Annotated in this window: 13 protein-coding genes; 5 read left to right on the top strand and 8 right to left on the bottom strand. The window is 45.6% G+C overall.

Annotation, left to right across the window (positions count from 1 at the left end; translation table 11 throughout):
• Window positions 1-9: 9 nt before the first annotated feature.
• The 4 genes from accC to scpA are packed head-to-tail and all read right to left on the bottom strand — an operon-like array spanning window position 10 to window position 6,819.
• Window positions 10-2,034 (bottom strand): acetyl-CoA carboxylase biotin carboxylase subunit, encoded by a 2,025-nt coding sequence (gene accC / locus AOC20_RS04525; RefSeq protein ID WP_215362178.1) that lies wholly within the window; start codon window positions 2,032-2,034, stop codon window positions 10-12.
• A 27-nt stretch (window positions 2,035-2,061) separates the two neighbouring features.
• A complete protein-coding gene (locus AOC20_RS04520; protein ID WP_215362176.1) occupies window positions 2,062-3,594 on the bottom strand; it encodes an acyl-CoA carboxylase subunit beta in 1,533 nt (510 codons plus the stop codon).
• Window positions 3,595-3,604: 10 nt separating this feature from the next.
• Window positions 3,605-4,630 (bottom strand): methylmalonyl Co-A mutase-associated GTPase MeaB, encoded by a 1,026-nt coding sequence (gene meaB, locus AOC20_RS04515; RefSeq protein ID WP_215361884.1) that lies wholly within the window; start codon window positions 4,628-4,630, stop codon window positions 3,605-3,607.
• Between the two features lie 14 nt (window positions 4,631-4,644).
• Window positions 4,645-6,819 carry a methylmalonyl-CoA mutase gene (gene scpA / locus AOC20_RS04510; RefSeq protein ID WP_215361881.1) on the bottom strand — a complete coding sequence of 725 codons (2,175 nt, stop codon included), beginning with the start codon at window positions 6,817-6,819 and terminating at the stop codon, window positions 4,645-4,647.
• Window positions 6,820-6,913: 94 nt separating this feature from the next.
• On the opposite strand from scpA, the gene AOC20_RS04505 reads away from it, so the two are divergent.
• Window positions 6,914-7,552 (top strand): GntR family transcriptional regulator, encoded by a 639-nt coding sequence (locus AOC20_RS04505; RefSeq protein ID WP_215361879.1) that lies wholly within the window; start codon window positions 6,914-6,916, stop codon window positions 7,550-7,552.
• A 79-nt stretch (window positions 7,553-7,631) separates the two neighbouring features.
• Here the strand turns inward: AOC20_RS04505 and AOC20_RS04500 are convergent, their stop codons facing one another.
• A complete protein-coding gene (locus AOC20_RS04500) occupies window positions 7,632-7,985 on the bottom strand; it encodes a c-type cytochrome (RefSeq protein WP_215361877.1) in 354 nt (117 codons plus the stop codon).
• 31 nt (window positions 7,986-8,016) lie between these two features.
• Window positions 8,017-8,382, bottom strand: coding sequence for a c-type cytochrome (locus AOC20_RS04495; protein WP_215361876.1), 366 nt, complete (start codon window positions 8,380-8,382; stop codon window positions 8,017-8,019).
• A 163-nt stretch (window positions 8,383-8,545) separates the two neighbouring features.
• Between AOC20_RS04495 and AOC20_RS04490 the strand changes: the two genes are divergently transcribed.
• The 3 genes from AOC20_RS04490 to AOC20_RS04480 all read left to right on the top strand — a co-directional run bounded on the left by AOC20_RS04490 (window position 8,546) and on the right by AOC20_RS04480 (window position 11,141).
• A complete protein-coding gene (locus tag AOC20_RS04490) occupies window positions 8,546-9,415 on the top strand; it encodes an AAA family ATPase (protein WP_215361874.1) in 870 nt (289 codons plus the stop codon).
• Between the two features lie 24 nt (window positions 9,416-9,439).
• A complete protein-coding gene (locus AOC20_RS04485) occupies window positions 9,440-10,615 on the top strand; it encodes a vWA domain-containing protein (protein WP_215361872.1) in 1,176 nt (391 codons plus the stop codon).
• Between the two features lie 67 nt (window positions 10,616-10,682).
• Window positions 10,683-11,141, top strand: coding sequence for a RidA family protein (locus AOC20_RS04480; protein ID WP_215361870.1), 459 nt, complete (start codon window positions 10,683-10,685; stop codon window positions 11,139-11,141).
• Between the two features lie 15 nt (window positions 11,142-11,156).
• Here the strand turns inward: AOC20_RS04480 and AOC20_RS04475 are convergent, their stop codons facing one another.
• Window positions 11,157-11,807 carry a nucleotidyltransferase family protein gene (locus AOC20_RS04475; protein ID WP_215361868.1) on the bottom strand — a complete coding sequence of 217 codons (651 nt, stop codon included), beginning with the start codon at window positions 11,805-11,807 and terminating at the stop codon, window positions 11,157-11,159.
• A gap of 63 nt (window positions 11,808-11,870) precedes the next feature.
• Between AOC20_RS04475 and AOC20_RS04470 the strand changes: the two genes are divergently transcribed.
• Entirely contained in the window at window positions 11,871-12,830 is a 960-nt protein-coding gene (locus AOC20_RS04470; RefSeq protein ID WP_215361867.1) for an XdhC family protein, read from the top strand.
• Between the two features lie 18 nt (window positions 12,831-12,848).
• Here the strand turns inward: AOC20_RS04470 and parC are convergent, their stop codons facing one another.
• Window positions 12,849-15,224: a DNA topoisomerase IV subunit A gene (parC, locus tag AOC20_RS04465; RefSeq protein ID WP_251373180.1), complete on the bottom strand. Its 2,376-nt coding sequence runs from the start codon at window positions 15,222-15,224 to the stop codon at window positions 12,849-12,851.
• Window positions 15,225-15,286: the final 62 nt, after the last annotated feature.

Below are 15,286 nucleotides of genomic sequence, written 5' to 3'. Positions count from 1 at the left end.
TCGATCCTATTATTCAAAGCGAATGATTAGTTGATCCACCGCTAAGCTATCACCCTCTTTAGCGCAAATCTCGGCAACCACACCATCTTGCATTGCAGATAATGTGTTTTCCATTTTCATCGCTTCAATCGAGGCCAACTTCTGACCGGCAGTCACCGCTTCACCAACCTTGACAGCAATTTTTGTTAATAAGCCAGGCATTGGAGACATGACCAATTTAGAAGTATCCGGTGGAAGCTTCACTGGCATGCGACGTTGTAACTCAGCACCCAATGGGCTTAAAACCATGCACTCGTAATGCACTCCGTCTAGGATTAATACATATCTCACACCACGACGTTCCACTTGTGCGGTGATCTTATGGGTGCCATTGATGGTGGCATTTAGACAAATTTGACCAGGACGCCAGTCGCTTACGATGTCATAACGACTAACACCGTCTGCTTCATCAATATAAACAGAATAAATACCATCTTTTAGTTCAACCCGAATAGGTACTTCATAGGGGTCATCCATTGAACCAGTTTTTTTACCAGTAACAACGACAAACTTTTTACCAATAATCATTTCATGACCAGCCAATTGGCCATCAATCATTTGGATATGCTCAAGGTAACGATAGCGCATGAACGCCGCTAATGCTGCTAAACGCTTAGGATCTGCTGGTTGTACTGAATCCTTTTTAAAGCCCTCTGGATACTCCTCGGCGATAAAGCCAGTCGTAAAGTCACCATTGACGAACCTAGGATGCTGTAACAATGCAGCCTGGAAAGGAATGTTTGAATGAATGCCGCGAATGACAAAATCATTTAAGGCTGCACGCATTTTATCAATGGCTTCTGTACGATCTTTACCATGCACAATCAGCTTGGCAATCATCGAGTCGTAGTACATCGGAATCTCGCCACCCTCATACACGCCAGTATCTACACGCACACCATTTACAGATTCTGGTGGACGGTATTTAACCAAGCGTCCTGTTGAAGGCAGGAAGTTGCGGAATGGATCATCCGCATTAATACGGCACTCCATAGACCAGCCGTCTAACTTCACATCCTCTTGCTTAAAGGCTAACTTTTCTCCAGCAGCAACCCGAATCATTTGCTCAACCAAGTCAAGACCAGTAATGCTTTCGGTTACCGGATGCTCAACCTGTAAACGGGTATTCATCTCCAGGAAATAGAAAGACTTGTCTTTACCCACTACAAACTCAACCGTACCAGCTGATTGGTAGTTCACTGCCTTTGCCAAAGCAACTGCTTGTTCGCCCATGGCTTTACGCGTTGCGGGATCAATAAATGGTGATGGCGCCTCTTCAATCACTTTTTGGTGACGACGCTGTATAGAACAATCACGTTCATTTAGATAAACCACATTACCGTGCGAGTCACCTAATACCTGAATTTCAATATGACGCGGGCCTTCCACAAACTTCTCAATAAAGATACGGTCATCGCCAAAGCTATTCATCGCTTCAGTTTTACAAGCCGCGAAACCTTCGGCAGCCTCTTTGTCATTAAAAGCAACTCGTAAGCCCTTACCACCACCGCCAGCAGATGCCTTGATCATGACTGGATAACCAATGCCTTGCGCAATCTTGACGGCTTCTTCAGTGGTATCAATTGCCTCGTTATAGCCAGGAATAGTATTTACCTCTGCTTCCAAGGCGAGCTTTTTANNNGCAATCTTGTCACCCATCGCAGCGATAGATTGGTGTTTCGGGCCAATAAAGACAATGCCCTCTTCTTCGCAGCGCTTTGCAAACTGTTCGTTCTCAGACAAAAAGCCGTAACCAGGGTGAACCGCTTCTGCACCCGTATCTTTACAGGCCTGAATGATACGATCCATCACCAAATAGGACTCGCGTGAAGGTGCGGGTCCAATACAAACTGCTTCATCAGCTAGCTGCACGTGGCGCGCTTCTTTATCCGCTTCTGAATAGACTGCAACAGTCTTAATGCCCATTTTCTTGGCAGTCATCATCACACGGCAAGCAATCTCACCGCGATTAGCAATCAATATTTTCTTAAACATTTTCGTAGTCATAATTTATCAGCGCCTTTACAGAGGGATATTGCCGTGTTTACGCGCAGGATTCTTCAAGTCTTTATCTTTGAGCATTGCAAGAGAGCGAGCAATACGTTTGCGTGTTTCGTGCGGAAGGATGACATCATCGATATAGCCACGACGACCAGCCACAAAGGGGTTAGCAAACTTGGCTTTGTACTCAGCTTCACGTGCAGCAATTTTTTCTGGGTCTGACTTTTCCTCACGGAAAATAATTTCTACAGCGCCTTTAGGTCCCATTACTGCAATTTCGGCTGAAGGCCATGCAAAGTTCACATCACCTCTTAAATGCTTAGATGCCATCACGTCATAGGCTCCACCGTAGGCCTTACGAGTAATCAAAGTTACTTTAGGTACAGTGCAATCTGCATAGGCATAGAGTAATTTCGCGCCATGCTTAATGATGCCGCCGTACTCTTGCGCGGTTCCCGGCATGAAACCTGGTACATCAACTAAAGTGACCACCGGAATATTGAAGGCATCACAGAAGCGCACAAAACGAGCGGCTTTAATGGAGGCCTTGATATCTAAGCAACCAGCCAAAATCAATGGTTGGTTAGCAACAATGCCAATTGATCGCCCTTCGATACGAGCAAAACCAATCACAATATTTTTTGCGTAGTCAGGCTGTAATTCAAAGAACTCACCATCATCCACAATCTTCTCAATCAACTCTTTCATATCGTAAGGTTGATTTGGATTAGAGGGAACTAATGTATCTAATGAGAAATCAGGCTCTTCAGTGCGATTTGCACCCTTGATCAATGGTGGTTTTTCGCGATTGGAGAGTGGCAAGTAGTTAAAGAAACGACGGAGCATCATGATGGCGTCAACATCATTATCAAATGCTAGATCGCATACACCAGATACTGTTGAGTGAGTTACTGCACCACCCAATTCTTCAGCGGTTACGTCTTCATGGGTCACAGTCTTGACCACTTCAGGGCCAGTCACGAACATATAGGAACTGTCTTTCACCATGAAGATGAAATCGGTCAAAGCTGGTGAGTAAACTGCGCCACCAGCAGATGGTCCCATGATCAAGGAAATCTGTGGAATTACGCCGGAGGCAGTCACATTGCGCTGGAAAATTTCCGCATAGCCACCAAGAGAAGCAACGCCCTCCTGAATACGCGCACCGCCTGAGTCATTCAAACCGATTACAGGGGCGCCCACTTTAAGAGCTTGATCCATGATCTTGCAGATCTTTTCAGCATGGGCTTCTGATAGAGAGCCGCCCAAAACTGTAAAGTCTTGTGAGAACACAAATACCAAACGGCCATTAATCATTCCATAGCCAGTTACTACACCATCGCCTGGAACAGTTTGATCACCCATGCCAAAGTCATGGCAACGGTGCTCAACGAACATATCCCATTCCTCAAAGGTGCCAGCATCTAGCAAGAGCTCAATACGTTCTCGAGCTGTTAATTTACCCTTTGCATGCTGAGCCTGAATACGCTTTTGCCCGCCACCTAATCGGGCAAGCTCACGCTTAGCTTCCAGTTGTTGAATGATGTCCTTCATTTCCTGCTCCTTAGAAAAATTCATGCCCCATGGACTCCAGTAGTCGTCTTGCTGCCACTGAAGCTGCCATAGTTCCTTGGTTTACTTGCGCGATCAAACTTGGTAGAAGTTCTTGTACCGCTGCATTACTACGAAATGCGTTTTTTAATCCTGCATCGATGCGATCCCACATCCATGCTCCTGCCTGTTGTTGTCGGCGAGAATCAAACCTCCCATTCGCCTTCTGTAAGGATGCAAATTGAGACACCTTATCCCACAACTCTGGCACACCCTTACCTTCTAAAGCACTTAAAGTCATTACCTGTGGATGCCAAAACTCTTTATCGTGTGAGGCATGATCAGGGTTGCCCTGAAACCCAAGTAGGCGCAAGGAACTGGTAATAAAGAGTTGCGCTCGCATCGCAGCATTCGGATCAATATCGACTTTATTGATCACGATCAGATCGGCGATCTCCATGACGCCTTTTTTAATAGCTTGCAGATCATCTCCCGCATTGGGTAGCTGCATTAGCAAAAACATATCGGTCATACCAGCTACCGCTATTTCACTTTGCCCTACGCCAACCGTTTCAACGATGATGACATCAAAGCCAGCCGCTTCAGCAACTAACATCGCTTCGCGCGTCTTCTCGGCTACACCTCCGAGCGTACAAGACGATGGGCTCGGGCGAATAAAAGCATTTTCGAGAACAGATAAACGTTCCATGCGGGTCTTATCACCCAAAATCGACCCGCCAGACAAGCTAGAAGATGGATCAATTGCCAATACTGCTACGCGGTGCCCTTTTTCAATCAGGTAGAGACCTAAAGTTTCTATCAAGGTAGATTTACCGACGCCTGGCACACCTGAGATACCCAATCGAAATGATTTACCTGTTTTAGGCAACAGTGAATTGAGCACCTCATCAGCGCGATGACGATGATCTAGGCGTGTTGATTCAAGCAAAGTAATAATCTTTGCCAATGCGCGTCGCTGTTTAAGCGACGGCGCGCCGATGAGATCATTCACCAGACTCTGATCAGCAGCTTCGAGCATGCCTATGATCCGTATTAAGCGGGTTTAACGGATTTACGAATCTGTTCGAGCACATCCTTGGCCGAAGCCGGAATTGGAGTGCCAGGACCGTAGATTCCTTTTACACCTGCCTCGTAGAGAAATTCATAATCCTGTCTTGGGATTACACCGCCAACGAATACGATGATGTCATCAGAGCCCTGCTTCTTCAATTCTGCAATGATGGCAGGCACCAATGTCTTATGACCAGCGGCTAATGTAGAAACACCTAAGGCATGAACGTCATTTTCAATCGCTTGACGAGCACACTCTTCAGGGGTTTGGAATAAAGGTCCGATATCAACGTCAAAACCGAGATCGGCATAAGCGGTAGCAACTACTTTTGCACCACGGTCATGACCATCTTGGCCTAATTTAGCAATCATTACACGAGGACGACGTCCAAAGTCTTTTGCAAAGTCAGCAATTTCTGTTTGGAGTTTTGCCCAGCCTTCGGCTGAATCATAAGCAGCTGCATACACACCGGTCACCTTTTGAGTATCGGCGCGATGGCGCCCGTAAACTTTCTCTAACGCGTCAGAAACTTCGCCTACTGTGGCACGCAAACGAATGGCATTCACAGCTAACTCTAATAAGTTACCGGAGTTATCTTCCGCTGCCTTCGTTAAGGCCTCTAATGCAGCCTGTACTTTTTGGGTATCGCGTTTTGCTTTGATCTCTTTAAGGCGCGCAACTTGACCTTCACGAACCTTATCGTTATCGATCATCAAGACATCTACGAGATCTTCTTTGGCGAGCTTGTACTTATTTACACCAACAATGACATCAGAGCCGGAGTCAATCTTGGCTTGCTTTTCTGCAGCAGCAGCTTCAATTTTGAGCTTTGCCCAACCACTTTCAACGGCCTTAGTCATGCCACCCATCGCTTCAACTTCTTCGATGATTTCCCAAGCTTTGTCGGCCATCTCTTGGGTGAGGTTCTCCATCATGTATGAACCAGCCCATGGATCAATCACGCTCGGGATATGGGTTTCTTCCTGGAGAATTAATTGCGTATTGCGGGCAATACGGCTTGAGAACTCGGATGGCAAGGCAATTGCCTCATCCAATGAATTGGTATGCAAGGACTGAGTACCTCCGAAGACGGCCGCCATGGCCTCTACGGTCGTTCTCACCACATTGTTATAAGGATCTTGCTCAGTCAAAGACCAGCCTGATGTTTGGCAATGCGTGCGCAACATTAAAGACTTAGGATTTTTTGGCTCAAATGATTTCATAATGCGCCACCACAGCAAACGGGCAGCACGTAACTTAGCAACCTCTAAATAGAAGTTCATACCAATTGCAAAGAAGAAAGATAGGCGACCAGCAAAACCGTCTACATCTAAACCTTTAGCAAGCGCCGTTCTGACGTACTCTCTTCCATCAGCCAAAGTAAATGCAAGTTCTAGAACTTGATTGGCTCCAGCTTCCTGCATGTGATAACCGGAAATGGAAATCGAGTTGAACTTCGGCATGTGTTTTGCCGTGTACTCAATAATGTCACCAATAATGCGCATTGAAGGCTCTGGTGGGTAAATATAAGTATTACGCACCATGAACTCTTTCAGAATATCGTTCTGAATGGTTCCCGATAATTGCTCTTGCTTGACGCCTTGCTCTTCACCAGCAACGATATAGCCTGCCAATACAGGCAATACAGCGCCGTTCATCGTCATGGAAACAGATACCTTGTCCAATGGAATGCCATCAAACAAGATCTTCATATCTTCTACTGAATCAATTGCAACACCTGCTTTACCAACGTCTCCGGTTACGCGTGGATGATCCGAATCGTATCCACGGTGTGTCGCTAAGTCAAAAGCAACTGAAACACCTTGACCACCCGCATCAAGCGCTTTGCGATAAAAAGCATTGGATTCTTCAGCGGTTGAGAAACCGGCGTATTGACGAATCGTCCAGGGACGCACTGAGTACATCGTTGCTTGCGGTCCACGAACAAAAGGTTCAAATCCCGGTAATGTATCTGTGTAATTGAGGCCCTCAACATCCGCTGATGTATATAAGGCTTTTAAATGAATTCCATCTGGCGTTTTCCAGCCTAGGGAATCAACATCACCGTTAGGCGCAGATTTTTGCGCTGATTTCTTCCAAGCCTCATGATCGACATTAGGAAATGATGGCCATGAATTGTTTTCTTTAGAACTCACAAAAACTCCCGGTTAATTTTTGTTGCATTGCATCGAAATATCCTTACATTCTGCTTGACAATTATTCATTTGTCTACATAATGTATTCATAATTATGAATACAAAACTGAATAATAGGCCTCTATACGAAGACGTTGCCGATCGTCTTCGAGAGCAGATATTTAGCAAGCAATTGGCGGCGGGAAGCTGGCTGGATGAACAATCCCTGGCTGAACAGTTTGGGATTAGTCGAACGCCTATGCGAGAAGCTATCAAAGTATTGGCATCTGAAGGTCTTGTCACCATCAAAATGCGTCGAGGTGCCTATGTAACCGAGGTTGCCAGGAAGGATTTAGAACAAATCTTCACCATCCTCTCACTTTTAGAGGGTCAGGCTGCCAAAGAAACGGCTACCAAAGCGACTGAAGCAGAGTTAAACATGCTCGATCACCTGCACCACCGCTTAGAGAAAGTGGCCGCAGATCGTGATATTGAACAGTTTTTTGAGATTAATGGCAAATTTCATGAATTAATCCAAGAAATTGCCGGAAATCGCTGGATGAATGGCGTGATTGCTGATTTACGTAAGGTACTTAAATTGCACCGTAGAGACTCGCTTACGAGCACTGGACGACTGCAAAGCTCCCTAGTTGAGCACCGAGAAATTCTCAGATCGATCTTAAAGCGAGATGAACAGGCGGCCGAATTAGCGATGCGCAAACATCTTGCCCGAGGCTTAGAGGCACTACGTTGAGATTATAATTACCTATAAAAAATAAAGGCTTAGAAGAATATTCTAAGCCTTTTGTTTAAGTAGCCTAAGCTAGCAAGGTTTACTTTTTAACCACAAAGTTTCCTGGCAAAGAGGCAATGTAAGCAGCCATATCTTGCAAATCAGCGTCCGTAAAGTTTTGGACCTGCGAACCCATCACTGCATTATTACGACCAAACTGGGCATTGCCATTACCTACTTTGTAGGCCTTCAAGGCGTAATAAAGGTAATCAGCATACTGACCTGCTAATTTTGGATAAGTCGGCAAGATTGGAGCGTTCAAACCTGCGCCATGACAAGAAGCGCAGTTAGCCTTCTCAACCAAAGCTTGGCCCTTTTCTTTGTTAGCGGCATTTGCAACGCTGACCAAACCAAGGCTTGAGAGTAAAGCTACAGTTATTAGTGCGAATTTCATATACGTATCTCTAAGAATCTTTATCAATGAATCACTTCAATGGGTTGATAGGTGAGCTGGCAGTTTGGGCTGCATAGTATTCGCCAATATCAGCCATATCTTGATCAGAAAGGCTGGCAGCAATAGAACGCATAGTTGGATGCTTTCTTTCGCCTTTCTTATAGGCAGCCAATGCGCTAGCAATATAAGCAGCATTTTGACCACCAATCATTGGCACTTTGTATACCAATGGGTAGTCAGCACGGTAATCAGGAATAGAGTGGCAACCCACACAAAGCCAGACCTTGGCGTTACCAGCAGCAGCATTACCTTTTACTTCATCAGCCTGAGCAACAGACCCAGCAAAAGCTAAAGTCGCGGCAATGGCCAAATGAGGAAGAATTGAGAGTTTTTTCATAGAAATCATTATTAATGAGTTTGATTTAGATCAATTTGGGAAGAGTATAGCGGACAGATGCCCTTCCCCGCTATTCCGAGCGCCAAAATCAGTAGAAATACTGAAAAATTCAGCTTGTTTACCTATACTGGAACGCTTATTCCAGCACTTTTTAGGCAACATCATGAGCAAACCTACCGCATCACCTCAAACCCGCTTTGACGGGAGCCAAAGCTATGTCGCCACAGATGATCTCAAGTTGGCGGTCAACGCTGCCATTGCCTTGCAGCGCCCCCTCTTAATCAAGGGTGAGCCAGGCACGGGCAAAACAATGCTTGCCGAAGAAGTGGCTGACGCACTCAAGATGCCGCTCCTGCAATGGCATATCAAATCCACTACTAAGGCACAACAAGGTCTTTATGAATACGATGCGGTCAGTCGTTTGCGCGACTCACAATTAGGCGATGAGAAAGTAAAAGATATTCGCAATTACATTGTGAAAGGGGTGCTTTGGCAAGCCTTTGAAGCAGATGAGCCAACTGTCTTGCTGATTGATGAAATCGATAAAGCCGATATTGAATTTCCAAACGATTTATTGCGTGAAATTGATCGTATGGAATTTTATGTCTACGAAACCCGCGAGCTTATAAAAGCGAAGCACCGTCCTCTGGTCATCATTACCTCAAATAATGAAAAAGAATTGCCTGATGCTTTCTTGCGTCGCTGCTTCTTTCATTACATTACCTTCCCAGATGCAGCCACGATGCAAAGTATCGTGGATGTCCATCATCCCAATATCAAACAGGATCTGTTAGATGCGGCACTCAAGTCTTTCTATCAAATCCGTTCATTGCCAGGACTTAAAAAGAAGCCTAGTACCTCCGAGTTGATTGATTGGCTCAAGCTCTTACTGGCAGAAGACATCCCGCCAGAAGCCCTTCACAGCAATGATGACAAGATTATGGTGCCTCCTTTACATGGAGCTCTCCTGAAAAACGAGCAGGATATACACCTCTTTGAACGCTTGGTCATAATGAATCGCAACCATCGTTAATACTTCCTAGCTACAAAACTTTTCATGTTGATTCAATTTTTCCTAAATCTGAAAGAGGCTAAGGTGCCTGTTTCAGTGCGAGAATTTTTGACTCTGTTGGAGGCCTTGAAATCAGGCGTTATTAATCCATCGATCGATGAGTTTTATCAACTCTCGCGCTTAAGCCTAGTTAAGGATGAGCAACACTTTGATCGCTTTGATCAAGTATTTGGCGCTTACTTCAATGGAGTAGAGCAAATCATCGCGCTCTCCCCGGATATTCCACTCGATTGGCTTGAGAAAAAACTGCAGCGCGTTCTGACGGATGAAGAAAAAGCCGCGCTTCAAAAATTAGGCGGACCTGATGCTTTGAAGAAGCGTCTTGAAGAGCTTTTAAAGGAACAAAAAGAATGGCACGGTGGCGGCAATAAATGGATTGGCGCTGGCGGTTCCTCTCCTTTTGGTCACAGTGGGTATCATCCTGAGGGTATTCGTATTGGCGGGGACAGCGCCGGCAATAGAACCGCTATCAAAGTTTGGGAAGCTCGCGAATTTAAGGACTATGACAGCGATCTAGCCTTGGGGACACGCAATATCAAGGTTGCTTTACGACGCTTACGTCGCTTTGCGCGTGAAGGCTCTACCCTTGAGCTCGATTTAGATAAGACTATTCACTCAACAGCCGCTAATGCAGGCATGCTCGATATTCAAATGCGCCCTGAACGCCATAACCAAGTAAAAGTTTTGCTCTTGATGGATGTTGGTGGCTCGATGGATGATCATATTCAACGCATTGCAGAATTATTTTCCGCAGCCAAGGCTGAATTTAAACATCTTGAGCATTACTATTTTCACAACTGCGTTTATGAAAACCTCTGGCAAAGTAACCGTCGCAGACGGGATCAGGCTACAGCCACACAAGACATCATCAATAAATATGGCCCGGATTACAAGTTAATCTTTGTTGGAGATGCCACGATGTCTCCTTATGAAATACTGAGCCCTAATGGATCCGTTGAATACAACAACAAAGAGGCTGGCGCAGTTTGGATCAATCGCTTGATAGATCATTTCCCCCATTTTGCCTGGCTCAATCCAGAGCCCGAATCTATTTGGCAATACCGTCAATCTATCGACATCATGCAAAATCTCATGAAAGATCGAATGTATCCCGTTACCCTGAATGGCCTTGAAAGTGCCATGCGCCAACTTTCAAAGTAAGATTTAGTAACTCTAACTTACCTACCCTGTTCACTTCATTATTTTTTACTAATTACAGAAACCCAATATGAGCACAAACATTAGCGAACGCCTTAAGACTCTTGGTATTGATTTACCCCCAGCAGGACCGCCTGCTGCAGCCTATGTCATGGCAGCCACCACCGGCAATACTGTTTTTCTCTCAGGCCACATCGCCAAACAAGATGGCAAACCTTGGGTTGGCAAGCTTGGCAAGGATATGGATACTGAGACAGGTAAAGCTGCTGCTCGCTCTATCGCAATTGACTTGATTGCGACACTACAAAATCATCTAGGCTCCTTAGACAAAGTGAAGCGCATTGTGAAGGTCATGGGCTTGGTGAACTCTACCGATAGCTACACAGAACAACATCTCGTTGTGAATGGCTGCTCAGAATTATTATTTGAAGTGTTTGGTGAGGCTGGCAAACATGCTCGTAGCGCATTTGGTGTTGCGCAAATTCCGCTTGGAGCTTGTGTTGAAATCGAATTAATCGCAGAGATCTAATTCAATTCAGTGGCGTTAAATACAATCTAAGCCCAGCTTTTGGATGTCGCTCTGTGTATCGACATCCTGAAGATAGGCTTGATTATTAGAAGTAAACGTTTTCACCAATTCTGGATGTTGATCCAAAAAGGGTCTGCAGACCATACCTGGAATCGCCAGAACTGTTTCAATTACCTCTTTTGAAAATAAGACTGGGTTACCACGCTGTCCATTGATCATCGGCAAAATTATTTCTTGGTTTGCAGATCTTTGATTAAATTGCTCTAGCAAAGCTTCTATCTCTGGTGCGCCTAGATTGGGCTGGTCACATAAAGCAACTAAGAGAGCATCGTAGTTACTTTTGAGAGATTCGAGACCGAGACGCACAGACGAAGATTGACCTGCCTCAGGGTTTGGATTTCTGATCCAAGCTAAAGGGCCTTGAGCCTCTTTCTGCAGAGAGATAATTTCTGATTCAACCTCTTGGCAATAAAAACCAGTAACAATCAAAGTCTCTATTGAATGAAGTTTCTCTATGGAATGAATAAAGCGCTTTAATAAGCTATTTCCCTCTTTCTTCAACAAGGCTTTAGGATGCCCGCCAAGACGACTTCCCTCCCCGGCAGCCAACAACAAGATGGCAAGCCGTAATTTTGGGCTTTTGAGAGGCTCACTAGAAACAGTCATTAGGGTGATAATAAATAGTTATTAATAAAAGTATTTGCAAAAGAGCGTAAAAGAAGAAAACGCATGAACAGCACCGATTTAAGCGTCCTCAAATCCGCAGTTGAATGGCTCCAATCAGGCCAGCCTGTTGCTATTGCTACCGTGGTGCAGACATGGGGCTCCGCCCCTCGTCCAGTAGGCTCTTGGCTCGCTATTCGAGACGATGGGCAAGTTGCTGGCTCAGTTTCTGGGGGCTGTGTCGAGGATGACCTTATCCGCAGAGTGCAAACTGAAATCCTTACCCGCAATACGCCTGAGACGGTTGTATATGGGGTTACGCAACAAGAAGCAGCGCGTTTTGGTCTACCTTGCGGCGGTACATTACGCTTGCTAGTAGAGCCTAGACCTGAGCTAGCGGTTTTAGAAAAACTTCTGGAAAACATCACCTCTTACCAAATTACACGACGCACGGTGAATTTATCTACTGGTAAATCGATTCTGACCAGTGGAGATCGTAGCGATGAATTTATCTGCACCGAACAAGAAATGCAAACTACTTATGGCCCACGTTGGCGCATGGTGATTATTGGTGCGGGACAACTTTCCCTCTACACCGCAGATTTTGCGTTAGCTTCTGACTTTGAGGTGATCGTCATCGATCCTCGCGAAGAGTATGCCGAAGGTCTTAATCGCTCCGATATTATTTTTGCAAAGGGTATGCCTGACGATGTTTTGTTGGAGATTGGCGTTGACTCTCATACGGCGGTAGTTGCCCTGACGCATGACCCTAAACTTGATGACATGGCCCTCATGGAGGCACTTAAGTCGCCGGCCTTTTATGTCGGGGCATTAGGTAGTCGTAAAAATACTCAAAAGCGCAAAGAACGCTTGCTAGAGTTTGATGTCACTCAAGAGCAGGTAGAAAAATTACATGGTCCGGTAGGTCTTTATATTGGCGCTCTCACTCCACCAGAAATCGCAGTATCGATTCTGGCAGAAGTGATAGCCGTTAAATATGGCCTGAGTGTTCCAAAGAAAACTTAACTACCTTAGGTTAATCAGTTAGTTCGCTGTTAACTTGCCGTCTTTTAAGCGTGGCTCAACAAAGTGACCTTTGCGTGCACGATTACCAGCAAATGACTTTAAGGTTTTTGCATCTAAGCTCAGTTCAGTAGGCTTGCCAGCACGTCCTGCACCAGAGTAAGTGGCGCCATCTGGACCAACTGCGATAGCTGAAGCGAGATGCTCTTTGTCATCCAGACCCATCAAGATTACCCCTTTGCCGCCTGTTGGCAGACGCTTGAGCTCATCCAATGGGAAGACCAATAATTTCGAGGCTTCCGATAAGCAGGCTACTTGCTTCATGCCGGGCTTCACCTTGGCCGCACCCAGAGGTGCATCACCAGGAACTTTAGCATCCATGCTTAAGAAGGATTTACCGGCTTTGTTGCGAGTTGTCATATCCGCAACATTGGCCAAGAAACCAAAACCTGCTTTAGTGGAGAGCAATACCAAGTCATCAGATTGACCAGCGTAGTAAGCAACCATTTGCGATCCTGCAGCCAAGTTCACAAAGCTCGTTAAAGGCGAGCCATCACCACGGGCACCAGGCAACTCACTCACAGGAACCGTATAGACACGGCCATCACTACCAAAGCCTTGTATGACATCCACTGTTCTTACTTCAAAGGTGGCATATAAAGCATCGCCCGCCTTAAAGGCGAACTGAGTGGCATCGTGCTCATGTCCTTGACGCACGCGTACCCAACCTTTTTGAGAAACAATGACTGTCACCGGCTCATCAATTACCTTTGCCTCAGCTACAGCACGCTTGTCTTCTCGAATGAGCGTACGACGATCATCACCAAAATCCTTCATATCAGATTCGATTTCTTTAATGATGCGCTTACGTAAGACCGAATCGCTTTGCAGCAAGCCTTCCAAGTCATCACGTTCAGACTTGAGCTCTTTGAGTTCTTGCTCAATCTTGATACCTTCTAAACGTGCCAACTGACGTAAGCGAATATCCAAAATATCTTCAGCCTGGCGATCACTGAGCTTGAACTCCTTAATCAAATCAGCCTTAGGTTCATCGCTATTACGAATGATCTTAATGACTTTATCAATATTGAGAAGAACGATTAAGCGCCCTTCTAAAATATGCATGCGGTCTTTGACCTTACCTAAGCGGTGCTGCGTTCTGCGAGTAACAGTGGCAACCCTAAATGCAATCCACTCAGAGAGAATTTCTTTTAAGCCTTTTTGGCGAGGACGACCATCATTACCAATCATCACCAAGTTCATTGGTGCATTGGACTCTAATGAAGTATGTGCCAACAGTAAATTAACGAACTCATTGACATCAATATTTTTGCTCTTGGGTTCGAATACCAAACGTACTGCAGCATCTTTACTCGATTCATCACGAACACCATCAAGGACATTCAGAATCGTCGACTTCAGATTATTTTGCTCAGGAGTAAGGGTCTTTTTACCAACCTTCACCTTGGGATTGGTAATTTCTTCGATCTCTTGCAATACGCGTTGCGAAGAAGTGGCTGGTGGTAGTTCATTTACAACAATCTGCCATTGACCGCGAGCCAATTCCTCTACAGACCAGCGTGCACGCACTTTAATACTGCCGCGCCCTGCTTCGTAGATCTGGGCAATCTCTGCCGCAGATGAAATAATTTGGCCGCCGCCTGGATAGTCAGGCCCAGGCATGATTTCTAATAATTCTGAAGTGCTCATCTTCGGAGACTTCATCAGGGCGACTGCCGCAGTAGCTACTTCACGTAAATTGTGTGAAGGTATTTCTGTTGCCATGCCCACCGCAATGCCGGATGCTCCATTCAGAAGTACAAACGGCAAACGTGCTGGTAACAATTTAGGCTCTTGGAATGATCCGTCGTAGTTCGGTGCAAAGTCAACCGTACCTTCGTCGATCTCACTTAATAGCAAGCTAGCAATTTTGGTTAAACGAGCTTCGGTATAACGCATCGCTGCTGCGCCATCACCATCACGTGAGCCGAAGTTGCCCTGACCATCAATTAATGGATAACGCAGTGAGAAGCTTTGTGCCAAGCGCACTAAAGCATCGTAAGCGGATTGGTCGCCGTGCGGATGGAACTTACCTAATACGTCACCAACCACGCGAGCACTCTTCACCGGCTTAGCATCTGCACGTAAGCCCATTTCGCTCATGGAGAACAAAATACGACGTTGAACAGGTTTCTGACCGTCAGATACATCAGGCAATGCACGGCCTTTCACTACGCTAATGGCGTAATCCAAATAGGCGCGCTCTGCATAAACCGCTAGTGTTAGGCTATCTTTACCATCTTCATTCAAGTCAACGGTTTTGGGATCATGGTTATTTGATCCACCACCAGAAGATATGGTCACTGCTGGGGCTTCATCTACCTCAACGATATCCATCTCAACTGGATTGGAGAATAAGTCCGCCTGATCGGCTGGATCATTTTTTCCAGGAGTCTTTT

It is taken from the genome of Polynucleobacter ibericus (assembly GCF_018687955.1).
GTDB lineage: Bacteria > Pseudomonadota > Gammaproteobacteria > Burkholderiales > Burkholderiaceae > Polynucleobacter > Polynucleobacter ibericus.
The sequence above is the reverse complement of the archived record's forward strand: the minus strand, read 5'-3'. Positions and strand labels throughout refer to the sequence as shown.

Bases quoted from the DNA above. Each gene is read 5' to 3' on its own strand.
- AOC20_RS04520 (WP_215362176.1), bottom strand. From the start codon at position 3,594: ATGAAGGACATCATTCAACAACTGGAAGCTAAGCGTGAGCTTGCCCGA.
- parC (WP_251373180.1), bottom strand. From the start codon at position 15,224: ATGGATATCGTTGAGGTAGATGAAGCCCCAGCAGTGACCATATCTTCT.
- meaB (WP_215361884.1), bottom strand. From the start codon at position 4,630: ATGCTCGAAGCTGCTGATCAGAGTCTGGTGAATGATCTCATCGGCGCG.
- AOC20_RS04505 (WP_215361879.1), top strand. From the start codon at position 6,914: ATGAATACAAAACTGAATAATAGGCCTCTATACGAAGACGTTGCCGAT.
- AOC20_RS04500 (WP_215361877.1), bottom strand. From the start codon at position 7,985: ATGAAATTCGCACTAATAACTGTAGCTTTACTCTCAAGCCTTGGTTTG.
- AOC20_RS04470 (WP_215361867.1), top strand. From the start codon at position 11,871: ATGAACAGCACCGATTTAAGCGTCCTCAAATCCGCAGTTGAATGGCTC.
- AOC20_RS04475 (WP_215361868.1), bottom strand. From the start codon at position 11,807: ATGACTGTTTCTAGTGAGCCTCTCAAAAGCCCAAAATTACGGCTTGCC.
- AOC20_RS04495 (WP_215361876.1), bottom strand. From the start codon at position 8,382: ATGAAAAAACTCTCAATTCTTCCTCATTTGGCCATTGCCGCGACTTTA.
- AOC20_RS04480 (WP_215361870.1), top strand. From the start codon at position 10,683: ATGAGCACAAACATTAGCGAACGCCTTAAGACTCTTGGTATTGATTTA.
- AOC20_RS04490 (WP_215361874.1), top strand. From the start codon at position 8,546: ATGAGCAAACCTACCGCATCACCTCAAACCCGCTTTGACGGGAGCCAA.
- AOC20_RS04485 (WP_215361872.1), top strand. From the start codon at position 9,440: ATGTTGATTCAATTTTTCCTAAATCTGAAAGAGGCTAAGGTGCCTGTT.